The 17,090-nt window shown below is 64.8% G+C and carries 10 protein-coding genes; 4 read left to right on the forward strand and 6 right to left on the reverse strand.

Translation table 11 applies throughout. The features are described 5' to 3' along the window. Positions 1-71: 71 nt before the first annotated feature. The 4 genes from AC0IYS_RS01330 to AC0IYS_RS01345 form a co-directional block, all read right to left on the reverse strand. Entirely contained in the window at positions 72-2,024 is a 1,953-nt protein-coding gene (locus AC0IYS_RS01330; RefSeq protein WP_471703488.1) for a DUF885 domain-containing protein, read from the reverse strand. A gap of 160 nt (positions 2,025-2,184) precedes the next feature. After that, a complete protein-coding gene (locus AC0IYS_RS01335) occupies positions 2,185-2,622 on the reverse strand; it encodes a CBS domain-containing protein (RefSeq protein ID WP_471703489.1) in 438 nt (145 codons plus the stop codon). A 111-nt stretch (positions 2,623-2,733) separates the two neighbouring features. After that, a complete protein-coding gene (locus tag AC0IYS_RS01340; RefSeq protein WP_471703490.1) occupies positions 2,734-6,897 on the reverse strand; it encodes a DEAD/DEAH box helicase in 4,164 nt (1,387 codons plus the stop codon). 7 nt (positions 6,898-6,904) lie between these two features. Continuing rightward, complete coding sequence (locus tag AC0IYS_RS01345; RefSeq protein ID WP_471703491.1) at positions 6,905-8,878, reverse strand: dipeptidyl-peptidase 5; 1,974 nt, start codon at positions 8,876-8,878, stop codon at positions 6,905-6,907. Positions 8,879-9,020: 142 nt separating this feature from the next. Here AC0IYS_RS01345 and hemE point away from each other — a divergent pair, with 142 nt between their 5' ends. Both hemE and AC0IYS_RS01355 read left to right on the forward strand, forming a co-directional pair. After that, on the forward strand, positions 9,021-10,115 hold the full coding sequence (hemE, locus tag AC0IYS_RS01350) for a uroporphyrinogen decarboxylase (protein ID WP_471703492.1): 1,095 nt from the start codon (positions 9,021-9,023) through the stop codon (positions 10,113-10,115). A gap of 744 nt (positions 10,116-10,859) precedes the next feature. Then, positions 10,860-12,893: a primosomal protein N' gene (locus AC0IYS_RS01355; RefSeq protein WP_471703493.1), complete on the forward strand. Its 2,034-nt coding sequence runs from the start codon at positions 10,860-10,862 to the stop codon at positions 12,891-12,893. Between the two features lie 9 nt (positions 12,894-12,902). Here the strand turns inward: AC0IYS_RS01355 and AC0IYS_RS01360 are convergent, their stop codons facing one another. Continuing rightward, entirely contained in the window at positions 12,903-13,796 is an 894-nt protein-coding gene (locus tag AC0IYS_RS01360; protein ID WP_471703494.1) for an ArgP/LysG family DNA-binding transcriptional regulator, read from the reverse strand. 88 nt (positions 13,797-13,884) lie between these two features. Between AC0IYS_RS01360 and AC0IYS_RS01365 the strand changes: the two genes are divergently transcribed. Then, positions 13,885-15,327: a dihydrolipoyl dehydrogenase gene (locus AC0IYS_RS01365; protein WP_471703495.1), complete on the forward strand. Its 1,443-nt coding sequence runs from the start codon at positions 13,885-13,887 to the stop codon at positions 15,325-15,327. Between the two features lie 91 nt (positions 15,328-15,418). Next, complete coding sequence (locus AC0IYS_RS01370; RefSeq protein ID WP_471703496.1) at positions 15,419-16,555, forward strand: HD-GYP domain-containing protein; 1,137 nt, start codon at positions 15,419-15,421, stop codon at positions 16,553-16,555. Positions 16,556-16,560: 5 nt separating this feature from the next. Here the strand turns inward: AC0IYS_RS01370 and AC0IYS_RS01375 are convergent, their stop codons facing one another. Beyond that, positions 16,561-17,043, reverse strand: a complete 483-nt coding sequence (locus AC0IYS_RS01375; protein WP_471703497.1) for an AtaL-like protein — start codon at positions 17,041-17,043, stop codon at positions 16,561-16,563. Between the last annotated feature and the right edge of the window lie 47 nt (positions 17,044-17,090).

Below are 17,090 nucleotides of genomic sequence, written 5' to 3' on the forward strand. Positions count from 1 at the left end.
AGTGAGCGCCTAACAAAAAACGGGGCGCCAACGTCTCCGTCAGCGCCCCGCTTCGCAACATCATTGCCCTACTACTTCGTCATCAAGCCCTTGATCACCCGCACCGGCGCGCTGCCGTAGCTGAGGAATTGTTCGTGGAAATCCTTCAGGTTGAACTTCTCGCCCAAGGCCTGCTTGCGTTCCTCGCGCAATTCCATGATCTCGCTGTAGCCGCTGAAATAGCTGGTCAGCTGCACCGACGACACCTGCACCCGGTGCCACTTCTCGACCGCCTCGGTGCGCGTCTGGAAGGCCTGGCGCGTCAGCAGGTCGATCGCCTGCTCCTCCGTCATCCCCAGCACGTGCACGCTGTAGTCGAGGATGGTGTTGGTCACGCTGCGCAGGTTCCACTTCGAATACATCAGCCACATCTCCGGCGCGTTGTCGCCGTAGCCGGACTCCAGCATCATGCGTTCGCCGTAGACCGCCCAGCCCTCGACCATCGCGCCGTTGCCGAAGATCGATTTGACGATCGACGGCGACTTGTTGGCATACACCAGCTGCGCGTAGTGGCCCGGGATCGCCTCGTGGATATTGAGGATCTGCAGGATCCAGTGGTTGTACTCGCGCAGGCTGCTCTCGGCCGCCTCCGCCGTCGCGCCGTCGAGCGGCGTGACGTTGTAGTAGGTGCGGTCCTGCGGCCGGTACGGTCCCGGCGCGTCGATGCTGGCGCCGGCCACACCCGCCTGATAGGCCGGCGTCGCGCGCACTTCGAGCTGCTTGTTGCGGTCCAGGGTCAGCAGGTTCTTGCTGATCACCCAGTCCTGCAGCACCGGAATCTGGCGCTTGATCTCGCTGACGAAATCCTCGCGCCGCACGTGGTTGGCCGACAGTTTGTCGATCATCATGCCGATCTTGGCGAACCGGTCGGCCGGCTTGGCCACACCGGGGAAATACTTGTCCCACATCCCATCGGACAGCTTGTCCATATTGGCCAGCAGGTCCTCGCGCGCGGCGAGCGCCTTCTGATAGGTCTGTTCGGCGGTGCTGCCGGACTGGATATCGTAGGCGAACTTTTGCTCATACATCGCCTTGCCGATGCGGAAGGTGCGGCGGCCCCGGGTGTCCATCAGCTTGTCCATCTCGGTCAGGAAGGCCACATAGCCGTCGACCGCCGTCAGCGCCGCGTTGACGCGCTGCGTGAACTGCTGCTTCTCGATCGGCGTCAGGATCGACGCCTGTGCGGCCTTGTTGACTTCGATCAGCACGGTCTGCACGCCGGGCGCCTGCTTGATCGCCAGGCGCGTGTGTTCGCGGGTCGGGTTGACGATGTTGTTGCGCGCCGCCTCGTAGTACGCCGGAATGCTGGCGATGCGCTTGAGCAAGGTGCGCAGGCGCTGCGGCTGGGCCGCGTATTCGGTGCCCAGGATCAGGTCCAGCGGACCGGCGACGTTGTAGCTGGCCGGGTTCCACTCGAACTCGCGCAAGGTGGTCAGGCGGAAGCGGTCGCTATCGAGCTTGTTGATCAGCAGCGCCAGGTCGGTGCGCTGCTTGGGCGACAGCTGGCTGGCGTTGACTTTGCCGAAGCGCAGTTTCCAGTCGTCGATGAAGGCCAGTTCCCTGGTCTGCGTGGCCGCGTCCGGAATGCTCAAGGTGGCGGCGGTGTCGTACTTGCCGGCGTAGATCGCGCTTTCCGAATCGATGCGCCACAGCGCGTTGAGGAACTGGTTGCTGAGGGTGTCGAACGAGCGGTCCTGGCGCCGTTCCGACACGGCGGCCACGGCCGGCCTGGTGGCGACCACCGCCGTTGTCGCCGCAGCGGCCGCGACAGCTTTGCCGTTGCCGCTTTTCTTCGTTGTCTTGCTGCTTTTGCCAGCCTTGCTGGCGGTGGCGCTTTTGGTGCCGGTCTTGCCGGTGTTTTTGCTACTCTTGGCGTTCTTGTTTTTACTACTGGTGCTGGCGTCCTTGTTGGTGGTCGCCGCGCCGGCAGGTGCGAAGGCAAGTGCCGCCATCACCACCGCCAGTGCAATTTTTGTCTTGATCATCGTCTGCAGCCTTGTGTTTATTTTGACAAGGCACGCGTGTCCACATCACGCGGTGGCAAGCGTGCCGAGTCGAAGCGATGGAGATTATCACTAATCGGCCCGCTTGAGAGCGCTCGATACAAGACAAAGCAGCCGGACAGGAAGATTCGCCCCATCATTCCTATGCTTGGGCGGACTGCTGCCCGCCGCCGATCGGCGCCGAAATATCGCGCAGCGTTTCCGCGGTTTCCTCGGCGTCGGTGTCGGCTTCCGGATCGGTCAGGTCGGCCAGAGCGACGATACCGATCAGCGTGTGGGTGTCGCGGCTGACCACCGGCACCCGGCGCACCTGCAGATCGCGCATATCCTGCATCACCTCATCGATCGTCTGGTCCTCGTAGCAATGGCAGACATCCTCGGTCATCACCTCGTTCACCTGCGTCTCGTCGGGACCGAGGCCGGCTGCGGTGGCGCGGATGGTGATGTCGCGATCGGTGATCATGCCGAGCAGGCGATTGCCTTCTGTCACCGGCAGCGCCCCGACATCCAGATCGTCCATCATCTCCGCCGCCTGGCGGATCGAATCCTCCGGTGAGACGCTGCTGACTTCCCTGCTCATAACTTCCGCAATGGTTTTCATCGTGTTTCTCCTTTACATGAACGTAGGCGTCGGGCGACGCCATGGCAGTAAGATAGGATAGGCACAATGAAGTTCAAGACGGTCTTCGTGTTATTTTTTTAAGCCTTCCTGCAGCATGTTGAGCATTTCGCCGGCCGACATGCGGCCCGAGACGTCGCTGCCCTCGAGCAAGCTGTCGGCCAGGTCGCGCTTATGCTGGTGCAGGTCGACGATGCCTTCCTCGATCGTGTGGCGGGCCACCAGGCGGTAGATGGTCACCGGGCGCAGCTGGCCCATGCGGTGGGCGCGGTCCGAGGCCTGGTCCTCCACCGCCGGATTCCACCACGGGTCCATGTGGATCACGTAGTCGGCGGCGGTCAGGTTGATGCCGACCCCGCCCGCCTTCAGGCTGATCAGGAAGACGTCGCCGATGCCGGCCTGGAAGGCGTCCACCCGCTTCTTGCGGTCGGCCATCGAGGTCGAACCGTCGAGGTATTGGTAGCTGATGCCGTTGGCGTCCAGGTGCGCGCGGATCAAGGACAGGTGGTCGACGAACTGGCTGAACACCAGCACCTTGTGGCGGTTCTCCAGCAGCCCTTCGAGCAGGTGCGCGAACGCCGCCAGCTTGCTGCTGGCCAGTCCCAGCTCCGGCGCGATCAGGTTCGGGTTGCAGCAGGCGCGCCGCAAGCGCATGATCTCGGCCAGGATCTGGATCGATTTCTTCTCGGCCGGGCCTTCGACGGCGGCCAGGTTCTCCAGCGCCGTGCGGCGCAGCGATTCATACAGCGCCGTCTCTTCTTTCGACAGATCGACCTCCAGGGTGATCTCGGTGCGCGACGGCAGCTCGGTGAGCACCTGCGCCTTGGTCCGGCGCAGCATGAACGGCTGGATCAGGCGGCGCAGGCGGTTGCGCGCACCCAGTTCGGCGCGGTGGTCCTGCGGCTTTTCGATCGGCGCCGCGAAGCGCAGATTGAACTGCTCAATGCTGCCCAGCAGGCCCGGATTGATGAAGCGGAACAGGTTCCACAACTCGCCCAGGTGGTTTTCCAGCGGCGTGCCGGTGGCGATCATGCGGAAGTCGCCCTTGAGCGCCATCACGGCCTGCGAGCGCTTGGTGGCGCCGTTCTTGATCGCCTGCGCTTCATCGAGCACGATGGTGTTCCACTGCACGCCGGCGAACAGCGCCGACTCCAGCTGCAGCAGGCCATAACTGGCCACCACCACATCGTACGGCTGCAAGGTGGACATGGTCCCGGCGCGGTCGCCGGCGCCGAACAGCTTGACGTTGAGGGTCGGCGCGAAGCGTGCCGCTTCGCTGATCCAGTTCATGCACACCGACGTCGGCGCGATCACCAGCGTCGGGCCCTGCGGCGCGCGCGACAGGATCAGCGCGATCGCCTGCAGGGTTTTTCCGAGGCCCATATCGTCGGCCAGGCAGGCGCCCACGCCCCAATGCGCGAGGCGCGCCAGCCAGTTGAAGCCCTCCAGCTGATAGTCGCGCAACTCGGCCTGCAAGGTGCTCGGCAGATGCGGTTCGAACGCCGCCTGCGACGCCATGCGCTGCAGATGCTCCTTCCACAGCTTGTCCGCCTTCAGGCCGCCGACATCGTCGGCCAGCTCCTCCAGCGCGAACGCGGCCAGCGGATGCAGGCGCACGCCGTCGGCGGTCAGCTCGCCGTAGGCCGACACCTCGCGCAGGCGGCGGTGCAGCTCCTCGGTCAGCGCCAGGTAGCGGTTCTCGCCCAGTTCCACGAAGCGGCTCTGGTTCTTCTGCATCAGTTCCAGCAGGGTGCGCAGGTCCATCACCTTGTCTTCGTCGATCTGCACTTCGCCGCTGGCCGCGAACCAGTCCTTGTTGCTCTTGATGGACAGGCGCACCTGCTTGGTCTCGACCTTGGCGGCGACGCGGAATTTCTCGCCTTCCGGCCAGGCCAGCACGATGCTGCCGGCCTTCATCTCCTGCAACTCGACCAGCAATTGCAGGCACAGCGCCGGCTGCCCGAGCAGCCATTCGCCGTGATCCTGCTCGGCCGATTCGAGCACCGGGCACTTGGCGATCAGTTCACGTTCGGCGTCGCGTTCGTCGATCAGGTGGCGGCGCGCCTGCACCGGCTTGCCGCCGACATCGGCGATCACGCTGTCGGCGCCGGCGCCGGGCGCGTAATAGGCGCCGTTGGCCAGCGGCCGCACCAGGATCTGCATCTTCAGGCCGTGCTGGTAGGGCAGCAGGTGCACGTGCAGGCGCGTGTCGGCTTCCACCTGCTGCATGTCCGGCGCCGCGCCGCCGATTTCCGACTGCACCGTCACCAGCGACGAGATGGAGCTGATCGCGTGCAGCACCTGCTGCTCGGCGTGCGCCGGCACTGTCAGGCTGTCGCCGACGATGGCGGCGATGCGGCGGTGCTCGTCGAGGATGCTGACCACGCGCAGGCGGGTCGGCGTCTCCTTGCTGACGATGACGGACGAATTGTCGTCGGGGATGCGCGGGTGCAGGCGAATCTCCAGGTTGCCCGGGCTTTTCTTGATCAGTAGTTCCGGCTCGCCGGCCAGCATCTCCACGCGCGTATCGGGCGCGTCGGCCCAGAACAGCAGCGGGTGGCCGATCAGCGCCGAGGCGGCGCGCTGCGGATCGATCTCGTAGGCCAGGCCGCTGGACTGGTAGCTGCGGTGCGCCACCGAGATCGCCTCCGACACGCGCACGTCCTGCGGCGTCAGGAAGTCGAATTGTTCCGGCTCGAAGCGCAGGCGTTTGAGGCCCACGGCGCGGCCCTTGCTCCACAGGCCGCGCGCATCGCGTTTTTGTTCGACCGGCGCGACGTCGGTCAGGCCGTGGCGGTTGTCGTAGGTCAGCTGCCAGACCAGGCGCGTGGCGCCGGCCGCGTCGGCCGTCGCCGGCTGCTGAAGATTGATCAGCGCCGACAACTGCCGCTGCCAGGCCTCCTGCCGCTCGAACCATACGGTCATGTCCGGGATGCCGAGGCGCGTACGCAGCGCGCTCGCGTGGCGCTGCTGGTCGACATCGCCCAGGTGGCCGAGCAGGGCGGCCGCTTGCGCGGCGATGAACAGGTAGCCGGCGCGCTCGGCGTTCTCGAACAGCTCCTGCAACTGCAAGCGGCGCTCGCCCAGATGCGGCAACGACAGCCAGAAATACAGCAGGCACTGGAACAACTGCGTTTGCGGGCCAAGATCCCACGGCAGTGCCGAGACGACGTCCGTTTGCATGGTGCCCGCGCGGATCTGGCGCAGCATGTCGATCTGCTGGTGGATGGCGGCGTCGTAGTTTGGCGGCATGCGTACCGCGATCTCGAGGTAGGCGTCCGCCGCTTTTTGATGTTTGGGGTCTTCGCTGCGCAACAGCGACAGCAGATACAGATAGGCGCCGATGCCTGCGAACAGGTGTTTGCGCTTGCCCGTTTCGCGGCGCAGCAGCTTGAGCGCTGCCTCGTAGCCGGCGAAGGCCGCGCCGGTGGCGCCGCGCAGCAGCACGATGGTACTGGCGAGGAACTGGCTTTGCGGGCCGGCGGTGCGTTCCAGATAGCGCTTGGCGTCGTCCAGGCGTCCGCACAGGATCGCGTCCTCCGCCAGCGCCAGCCGCAGTTCGGGACTGATGTCGTCCTTGGCCGCCAGCCGCCGTTGCAGGTGCTGCTCGCAGAATTCGCGGATCACCGGCACGGTGGGCAGTTCACGCTTGGCGTTTTCCAGCAGCACCGCCAGCACGTCGTCCTGCAGCAGTGGATGGACGCGCGCGATCATGCCCGGCTCGAACGGGCGGCCGAAGATGTCGACGATCGGGTGTAGCTGCGCCGCCTCGTAGCTGCCCAGGCAAAAAGCCAGGAGCGGCTGGATTTGTTGCGGCGCCTGGCCGCGCAAAAGGCCCATGCGCAGGCGCGCCATGCCGGCGCGGTAGCTGCGCGGCTCGACGTTGTTCCAGGTCTGGCGCATCGGCACCAGCTCGTCGTAAGCTTCGCACAGGTCGTCGAGCGCGTGGGTGCCGATCGAGGCGCGCATGGCCGGCCAGCGCAGCTTGGGGTTGCAAACGAAGCCACGCCCGGTGACGACGCTGATGAAGGCCAGCCGTTCCAGCTTGCGCATCGATTCGTCCAGGGTGCCGACGTTGTAGTGGCGGCCGTCCTTGTCCTCGATGCGCGCTTTGTTCAAATGATCGAGGATGGCGGTGCGTCCGACCGGCTCGCCGATCAGGGCGAGCAGCGCCAGTATCATTTTTTCGTTGAATTCAAGCGCGTCAAATTCGGCAAGCAGCTTCGGGTCGGCCATGCGTGGATCAGTCTTTCAGGTTGTCGATGTGGACCGGCGCGGCTGCCGAGGAATCATGCAGGCCGAAGATCCGCTGGTAGAAGTACAGTTCCGCCTCCAGGGTGCGAACGATGTTCTCGCCCTTGCGGAAGCCGTGGCCCTCGCCTTCGAGCGGCACATAGGCCACCGGCACGCCGCGCGCCTTGAGCGCGTCGACCATCATCTCCGATTGCTGTGGCGGCACGACCTTGTCGTCCAGTCCCTGGAAGAAGATCATCGGGCGCGCCAGCTTGTCGGTGTGGTTGATCGGCGAGCGCTCCTTGTACAGCGCTTGCGCCTGCGGCTGCGGCGCGATCAGGTAGGCGGTGTAGCGCGATTCGAATTTGTGCGAGTCGTCGTCCAGCCCCTGCAGGTCGGAGACGCCGTAGTAGCTGGCGCCGACCTTGAAGACATCGTGGAAGGTCAGCGCGCACAGCGTCGTCAGGCCGCCGGCGCTGCCGCCACGGATGATCAGGCGGTCGTTGTCGGCCAGGCCGCGCTCCACCAGCGCGCGGGCACCCGCCACGCAGTCCTCGACATCGACGATGCCCCACTGGCCTTTGAGCAGGTCGCGGTAGGCGCGGCCGAAGCCGGTGCTGCCGCCGTAGTTCACATCCAGCACGCCGAAGCCCCGGCTGGTCCAGTACTGGGTAGCCAGTTTCAGCGTGTTGACGGTCATGCCGGTCGGTCCGCCGTGGCTGATGACGATCACCGGTGGCTTGGTGCCGTCCGGCGCGCGCACGTCGCGGTTGCGCGGCGCGTAGAAGAACGCGTGCGAGGTGCGGCCGTTGGCGCTCGGATAGCTGATATTGGCGGGAATGGACAGGTTGTCCTCGTTGGGCAGGTCGGCGATCGACTGCGCCAGGATCTCCACGCCTTCCTCTGTGAAGTCGATACGCGCCAGCTCCAGCGGGATCGACGGGCCGCCCGCCAGCATGGCGATGTAGCCCGGCGCCACGCGCAGCTCGCGGATTTCCTCGTACGGGTTGGCGATCGCTTCGAGCTTGCCGCTGGCCGGCAGCAGGCGCGCCAGCCGGCTCACGCCCTTGTCGATATAGGTGCAGATGATTTCGGAGGCCGAGCGGAAGCCGTACATCGAATTGCCGAAGGTCCAGTGCGGGGCGCCGAATTCGGCCTCCATCGGACACAGTGCCTCCACGCCCTGGCGGTCCGCGCCCAGCCGGTACAGGTTCCACCAGCCGCTGCGGTCGGAGACGAAGTGCAGCAGCCCGTTCGGCGACCATTCCGGCTGGCAGATCGATTCGTCGGCGCCGCCGGCCACGCGCACCGGCGCCGCCAGCATGCCGTCGTCCTTGAATTCGGCCAGCCACAGCGTCGTGCCTTCCCACGGCATGCGCGGGTGGTCCCAGGTCAGCCAGGCCAGCGCGCGGCCGTCCGGCGACAGCCGTGGCGACGAATAGAAGTCGGCGCCTTGCGCCAAGACCGTTTCGCCGCCGTCGGCGATGTTGATCGCGCAAATGGTGTTGGACGGCTCGCCATGGCCATCCTCGCCGTGCAGTTCGCGCACGCCGATCAGGCGTCCACGCGCGCGGTCGACCACGAAGTCGGCGAAGCGCTGCTTGCCGCCGGCCGTCAGCGGAACCGGCGCGGCCTGCGTGTCGTCATCGGCGGCGAAATCCAGCCGGTGAACGCGGTTGTCGGCGAAATGCGAGAAGTAGACCGTTTCGCCGTCGACCGCGTAGGCGCCGCCGCCGTATTCATGCACCCGGCTGCGCACATTGAACGGCGCCGGCGTCAGCTCGTCGGTGACGGCGCCGTGGTGGCGCAGCAGCGTGTTGCGGCCCGCCTCGGCGGCGCGTCCGGCCAGCCAGAAGATATCGCCGCCGTCGGCGCCGCCCTGCATCAGCGACGACATCGGCGTGGCGCCGGCCGCCACGCGCTCGGCGCTGATGGTCGATGGCCAGGTGCCGTATTCGGCGATGGTCGATGCTTCTGATTTCATGGCGGCTCCGGGGGGCGTGGGTTGGGTGATGGGGCGGGGTGCTAGGATGATAGAGAAAGGGCGCGCAATGTTCCAGCGTCCTCGCAAAAAAATTGGCGCGGAGTGCGATAATAGCCCTTTCCCCGCTTTTTGATTGCCTTTCATGCCACAATTTGCTCCGCTTCAGAATGACACCTTCTTGCGTGCGTTGTTGCGCCAGCCGACCGGGCACACCCCGGTATGGCTGATGCGTCAGGCGGGGCGCTACCTGCCGGAATACCGCGCCACGCGACAAAAAGCGGGGTCCTTCATGGGCCTGGCCACCAATCCCGATTACGCCACCGAAGTGACATTGCAGCCGCTGGAGCGCTTCCCGCTGGACGCGGCCATCCTGTTCTCCGACATCCTGACGGTGCCCGACGCCATGGGCCTGGGCCTGTATTTCGTCGAGGGCGAGGGCCCCAAGTTCGAGCGTCCGCTCAAAACCGAAGCCGACGTGCTGGCGCTGCGCGCGCCGGAACTGGGGTCGCTGGACTATGTATTCAAGGCCGTCACGCAGATCCGCACGGAGTTGAACGGCCGCGTGCCGCTGATCGGCTTTTCCGGCAGCCCGTGGACGCTGGCGTGCTACATGGTCGAGGGCCAGGGCTCGCGCGAGTTCCACACCATTAAAAAGATGCTGTACAACCGTCCGGACCTGATGCACCACATCCTGGCCATCAACGCCAAGGCGGTGGCTGAGTACCTGAATGCCCAGATCGACGCCGGCGCCCAGGCGGTGATGATCTTCGACTCGTGGGGCGGCGCGCTGGCCGACGGCGCCTACCAGGCGTTCTCGCTCGATTACATGCGCCAGGTGGTGTCGCTGCTCAAACGCCGCAGGGATGGAGACCCGGACGGCGTCAAAATTCCGGCCATCGTCTTCACCAAGGGCGGCGGCCAGTGGATCGAGCAGATCGCCGACATCGGCGCCGACGCGGTGGGGCTGGACTGGACCGTGAACCTGACGCGGGCGCGCAAACTGGTCGGCCACAAGGTCGGTCTGCAAGGCAATCTGGACCCGGCGATCCTGTTCGCCAGCCCGGAGCAGATCCGCGCCGAAGTGCACAAGGTGCTCGACGCCTTTGGCAAGCCGGAAAACGGGCATGGACACGTATTTAATTTGGGCCACGGCATCTCCCAGTTCACGCCGCCGGAGAATGTGGCGGCCATGGTGGATGCTGTCCACACCTACAGCAAGGTCCAGCGCGCGTCTTGATCCACCGCAAACCCGTGGGGCACGTTCCGATGGGGCGTGCCCCATTTTCATTGGTGCGCAGAGGAAAGCAAACCGACTTATGCACAATTTTTTTTGGTGCAAGAATAACAGGCAGCACAATTTCCATCGCCCGAGGATGTATTGTAAGTGATTGATTTGTAAGGGTAATTATAAGGTCGTCGGATGAGGGTAGGTACTGGTTGTAAACCCATAAGTCGGGCTTCGCCAGGTTTATTTCTTCATTGTCCACAAAGTTATCCACAAAAACTGTGGATAAAAAATAAAAGTACTTAGTAAACCGTGACTTAGCCATAATGTTGTTGTTTTGCATGAGCTTTATGTTGCGCTGCACGATTTTTAGGCAATATGGCTGGGTTGATAACGAAGTTAGGGCCGCGCAAACCATTTGAGCGCTTCCTGTATAAAATTTGTCGTTATCGACTTAATGTTGTACTTTCCGGTAGCCATTAAAACGGCCCGTAAAGTGTTGAAAATCGTTAAAAAATAATCCCAAATACTTCACTTATGCACAGCTGCGGAGAAAAAACCGGTTTTCTCCGCCTCCTAGGGGGCTTTTTCCAAGTGTTTGATTTTAAACGGAAATAAATTCGAATATTTGAACAGTTAGCGCGGCTACCAACTGTTAAGTGATTGGTTTCCGGAGATTAAGATTCTCTTGTCCACAAAGTTATCCACAAAAAACCGTGGAGTCTTCCACAGCACCGATTTCATGTGACTGGATCTATGCAGGGCCTCTTTCACCATTGCATTCTTCAGGTGGCGCTCGATACGCCGCTGAATGCCATCTTCGATTACCGCTGGTATTGCGACGCGACGGAGCAGCCGCAGGTCGGCCAGCTGGCGTTCGTGCCGTTCGGCGCGCGCGAGGTGATGGGCCTGATCGTTGGCGTGGCGGCGGAGACCGATGTGCCGGACGGGAAATTGAAGGATGCGCTGGCGGTCCGCAGCCAGCTGGCGCCGCTGTCGGCGCAATGGCTGGCGCTGGCCGGCTTTGCCGCCGACTACTATCAGCGTCCGCTGGGCGAGGTGGCCCTGCCGGGATTGCCAAAGAACCTGCGCGCGCCGACCCCGCTGACCCTGGACAAGGCGATAAAAAAGCTGGCCAAGCTCGATGCCCCGCACGACGGCACGCCGCTCAACATGCCAGTGCTCAATCCCTCGCAGCAGGAAGCGGCCGACGCCATCGGCGGCGCTGCCGGCTTCACGCCCATTTTGCTGTACGGCGTCACCGGCAGCGGCAAGACCGAGGTGTATCTGCAGGCCTGCGCCCAGGTGCTGGCGCGCGAGGCGGAGGCGCAGATCCTGATCCTGGTGCCGGAGATTAACCTGACGCCCCAGTTGGAAGGCAATATCCGCGCGCGCTTCCCCGGCGTGATGCTGGCGACCCTGCACAGCAGCCTGTCGGAGGGGGAGCGCATGCTGCACTGGCTGGCCGCGCACCAGGGCCGGGCGCGCATCGTGCTCGGCACGCGGCTGGCGATCCTGGCGTCGCTGCCGAACCTGAAGCTGATCGTCATCGACGAAGAGCACGACCCGTCGTACAAGCAGCAGGAAGGCTTGCGCTATTCGGCGCGCGACCTGGCGGTGTGGCGCGCCTGGCAGCTGGCGATTCCGATCGTGCTCGGATCGGCCACGCCGTCGCTGGAAAGCTGGCACCACGCGCAGTCGGGCCGCTACCGCAAGCTGGAACTGCGCGAACGCGCCGTCAAGAACGCCGTGCTGCCGCAGGTGAAGCTGATCGACATGGAGCGCGACAAGCCGAAGGACGGCCTGACCTCCGGGCTGATCGCCGCCATCAGGCAGCGCATGGAGCGCGGCGAGCAATCGCTGTTGTTCCTCAACCGCCGCGGCTACGCGCCGGTGATCTGCTGCGAATCGTGCGGCTGGATCAGCGAGTGCACGCGCTGCACCTCGTTCATGGTGCTGCACCGTCCCGAGCACCGGTTGCGCTGCCATCACTGCAGCCTGGAGCTGCGCATCCCGCGCCACTGCCCGACCTGCGGCAACGTCGACCTGCAACCGCTGGGACGCGGCACCCAGCGCGTCGAGGAGGGCTTGCAGGCCATGTTCCCTGAGGCGCGCGTGCTGCGCATCGACGCCGACTCGACCCGCAAGAAGGGCAGCGCGCAGGCGGCCTTCGATACCGTCCATCGCGGCGAGGTCGATATCCTGATCGGCACGCAGATGGTGGCCAAGGGCCACGACTTCAAAAAGCTTACGCTGGTCGGCATTCTCAATCCGGACACCGCGCTGTTTTCGCAGGATTACCGCGCCAGCGAGCGGCTGTTCGCGCAGCTGATGCAGGTGTCGGGACGCGCCGGCCGCGCCGGGCGGACCGAGGGCGGCAGCGTCAGCGAGGTGCTGATCCAGACCCGCTATCCGCAGCATCCGCTGTACGGCGCGGTGGTACACCACGATTACGACCACTTCGCGTCGGCGCTGCTGGAGGAGCGCGAGCAGGCCGCGCTGCCGCCGTATCTGTTCCAGGCGCTGTTGCGGGCCGAGGCGCCGGAGCTGGCGACTGCCATCGAATTCCTGACCATCGCCCGCGACTGCGTCGAGCATCCGGGCATCACCATCAACGACCCCATCCCGATGAGCATGACCCGCGTACACAACGTCGACCGCGCGCAGTTGCTGGTCGAATCGGCGTCGCGGCCGATGCTGCAGCAGTTCCTGAAGGAGTGGTTGTGGACCCTGCGCGAAATGAAAAGCCGCGTGAAATGGTCGCTGGAAGTCGATCCGCTCGATATTTAACGATAGCGGCTATTGCAACAGGCAACGCCGCGCGGTGGCGATGATTTGCTCGCTGAGCGCGCGCGTGAACGGCGTGTCGAGGTTCCACGCGTGCCAGTTCAGCGCCACATCGACGTGCCTGCCCGGCGCCAGATCGACCAGGCGGCCGTCGGCCAGCGACCGGGTGGCCTGCGACAGCGGCATCAGCCCGTAGGCCAGGCCGCCGTGGACGCATTCGGCGCTGGCCGGCGACAGCGGCACCGTGTGGTGCGGATACGGACCGTCCAGGTCGAGCGCCTCGCGCAGGAAGCCGGCCATCATGTCGCGGTCGCACACCACCGCCGGCGCCAGCCGCGCCGCCTCGGCCGAAAAGCCGTCGCCGAACCAGTGGCCGGCGAACACGGGCGTGGCCACGCACACATAGCGCAGCTTGCCCAGCGGCGTTACCTCCGGGCCGTTGGCCGGATGCTCGGGGTGCGGCTGGGCGGCGGCGATGCTGCCGAATACGCTACCCTCCCGCACCAGATGCAGGGCCATGTCGCGGCTGGCCTGCTGAATGTTGAGTTGGCAACGCGGCGGCGACAGCAGCGGTTGCAAGCTCAGCGGGAACCACGTGGCCAGGCTGGCGGCGTCTATCGCCAGGGAAATCTCCGGCATGCTAACCTTGTTGCCGAGATCGATGTCGAGCGCGGCTTCCATCAATTTGACGCTGCGGTGGTGCGAGACCAGCCGCTGGCCGAGCCCGGTCGGCACGGCCGGCTGGCCGCGCACGATCAGCAGGCGGCCGGCGGCGTCCTCCAGCGCCTTGATGCGCTGGGAGACGGCCGATTGGCTGATGCCGAGCGCGGTCGCGGCCTTTTCAAAGCTGCCATGGCTGGCGACAGCGTCCAGCACGGCTAGCGCGCGATAGTCTAGTGGAGCCATAAGTGCTACTTATAAAATTGAAATACAATAAGTAATACTAATGCTCTTTTGCTCCAAAGTAAAATTAGAAAACCAATCGGAACACATCATGAAGACTATCAAGACAGAAGTTGCGGTGATCGGCGCCGGCACCGCCGGCATGACGGCCTACCGCGCGGCGACCGCCGGCGGCAAGAAAGCCGTGCTGATCGAGAGCGGCCCGTACGGCACCACTTGCGCCCGGGTCGGCTGCATGCCCAGCAAGCTGCTGATCGCAGCGGCCGAGGCCGCACACGCGGCGAAGGCGGCGCCTGCCTTCGGCGTCCATCCGGGGCCGGTCCGCATCGACGGCAAGGCCGTGATGGCGCGCGTGCGCGCCGAGCGCGACCGCTTTGTCGGCTTCGTCGTCGAAGCGGTCGACGGTTATCCGGCCGCCGACAAGCTCCACGGCCACGCGCGCTTTATCAGTGAAAACAAACTCCAGGTGGACGACCACACGCTGGTCCAGGCCGAGCGCTTCGTCATCGCCACCGGCTCGACTCCCATCGTGCCGGAGGAGTGGGCAGCCGCCGGTCCGCGCGTCATCAACAGCGACGCCGTGTTCTATTGGGACGATTTGCCGGAATCGATCGCCATCGCCGGCACCGGCATCATCGGGCTGGAGCTCGGGCAGGCATTGCACCGGCTGGGCGTGCGCGTGACCATTTTCGCGCGCGGCGAGAGCATTGCCCAGTTGAGCGACCCGGACGTGCTGGCGGTGGCCCGCCGCGCCATGAGCGTTGAACTCGACATCCGCTATGAAACCAAGGTGACCAAGGTGGAGCTTGACGGCGAGCAACTGGTTGTCACCAGCACGCGGCTGGACGGCGAGCAGCGCACCGAGCGCTTCAGCCACCTGCTGTCGGCGGTGGGACGGCGTCCGAACGTGCACGAGCTGGGACTTGAAAATACCGGTCTCAAGCGCGACCACCACGGCATCCCGCTGTACGACAAATACACCATGCAGTGCCAGCAAAGCCCGATCTTCGTCGCCGGCGACGCCGACAACGATCGCCCGCAATTGCCGGAGGCGGCCGACCAGGGCCGCATCGCCGGCGACAACGCCGCCCGCTATCCGGACGTCAAGCCGGGCCTGCGCCGCACGCCGCTGACGATCGCCTTCACCGAGCCGCAGATCGCCACGGCCGGCGCCAGCCACGAGGAATTGTGCGCCTCGCACACGGGCCGCTTCGCGGTCGGCAAGGTGTCGTTCGAGAACCAGGGCCGCAGCCGCGTGATGCTGCAAAACCAGGGCATGCTGCGCGTCTACGGCGAGTTCCGCAGCGGCCGCTTTCTCGGCGCCGAGATGATCGGCCCGCGCGCCGAGCACATCGGCCATCTGCTGTCATGGGCCGCCCAGGCCGGGCTGAGCGTGGCCGCCATGCTGGACATGCCGTTTTACCATCCGGTGGTGGAGGAGGGCGTGCGCACCGCGTTGCGCGACCTGGCGCACCAACTGGCGAACGAACCCAAGCACGACGACCCGTGCGTCGACTGCACACCCGCGCCATGATTCTGGAATGTCACACAACGATACAAAAAAAGTCACACATTTCTATTGAGAACCTTTATGCTGCGATTTCGATAATTCCGGTAGTGGTTTGATGAAGATACGTAAGGTCACGGCGGCGGATTTGAAGTTGGGAATGCTGATTCCGTGGAATGTTTATAGCGACACCGGTGCTTTGCTTGTACGTAAGGGACACATGATCGCCAGCGCCAATCAGATCGACTATCTGATCGAGCGCGGCAATTTTGAAGACTATAGCGACCAGGGCCCGGAATCGGCCGGGCCGGAGTCCGTGCTGCGCAAGCTCAACGGCGCCTGCCTGGAACTGCAGGGCTTGCAGCAAGCCATCGCCCGGCGCGCGGCCCCGCCCGGCCTGCGCCGAAAGCTCGAAGAGATCGCGACCCTGGTGGGCGACGCGATCTCGCTGAATGTCGATATCGCCACCGCCAGCATCCTGCACAACCAGCGGCAGGCGCCTTATCCGGTGCGCCACTGCATCGACACCGCGATCGTCGCGCAGGTGCTCGCCCGCGCCCGCGAGCGCTCGCCGGACGACGTCATGGCCGTCACCCTGGCCGCGCTGACGATGAATCTGGGCTTGCTGGAGGACCAGCAGCGCTGGCATGACGGCGCCGCCGCCTTCGACGCGGCCGAGCGCGAGCGCATGATGGCCCATCCCGAGCTGAGCGCGCGCTTGCTGGCCGATGTGGGGATCATCGACCCGACCTGGGTCGATTGCGTATTGCACCACCATGAAAACGAGGACGGCACCGGTTACCCGTTCGGCAAGGCCGGGGCGCAGATTCCGCCGCTGGCCAAGCTGGTGATCCTGGCCGATCGGTATTGCGCGCGCGTATCGGAGCGCGGCTACCGCCCGGCGATGTCGGCCAACGCGGCGCTGCGCGACATCCTGCTGGAAGCCAGGACCACCTTGCACACCAACCTGGCGTCGCTGCTGATCCGCGAGCTGGGCATCTATCCCATCGGCAGTTACGTACGGTTGATCAACGGCGAGGTGGCGGTGGTGTCGCGGCGCGGGCTGCAATCGACGACGCCGCATGTGGAGTCGGTGCTCGGCCCGCGCGGGGCGCCGCTGGAGGTGTTTCTCGAGCGCGACACGCGCATGCCGCTGCACGCGATCCGCGAAGTGCTGACCAATGCCCAGGTGGCGGCGCTGAACGCGCCGCCGCTGCGGATGGAACAAGTGTGGGGCCGCGCGGCGGCGCTTTAGCGCTTTTAGTTCAGCGTGGCGCCGAGCCGTCCCTGCGAGGCCAGGTCGCGCAGCACGCGGATCATGTCGATATCGGACTCCTGGTAGGCCGATTTGCGGAACTCGTCGTACATGGCGTTGGCGGCGTCGGTGGCGGCGTCGTGGTCGTCCTGGTACTGGAAGCGCACGTACAGGGTGTCGGCGGTCGGGGTTTCGATGGTCACCGTCAGGCTCTGGCGGCTGATGTCTTGCTGCGGCGCCACTTCATAGCGCAACTGGCGCATCGGTTCAAGCACCACATGGTCCTCGACCACCAGCTCGCCAAATCGGCGGCGGCGGCGGAAGCCGTTGTCGGTGCGCTCGTCGACGATGCAATCGTCCAGGTGCGGCACGAACAACTTCGGCGACTCGGCGCTCAGCACCAGGCCGGCCCACACTTGCTCGGGAGTCAGGGCGTCGATCAAAGGATTCAGCGGGTCGTTAATCTCTATTAAATGTTCGAATTTCATAGTTCTACCGTGTAAAAGCGGCGCATGTGCGCTCCAGGCCAACATGG

It is taken from the genome of Duganella sp. AC237, from assembly GCF_979254035.1.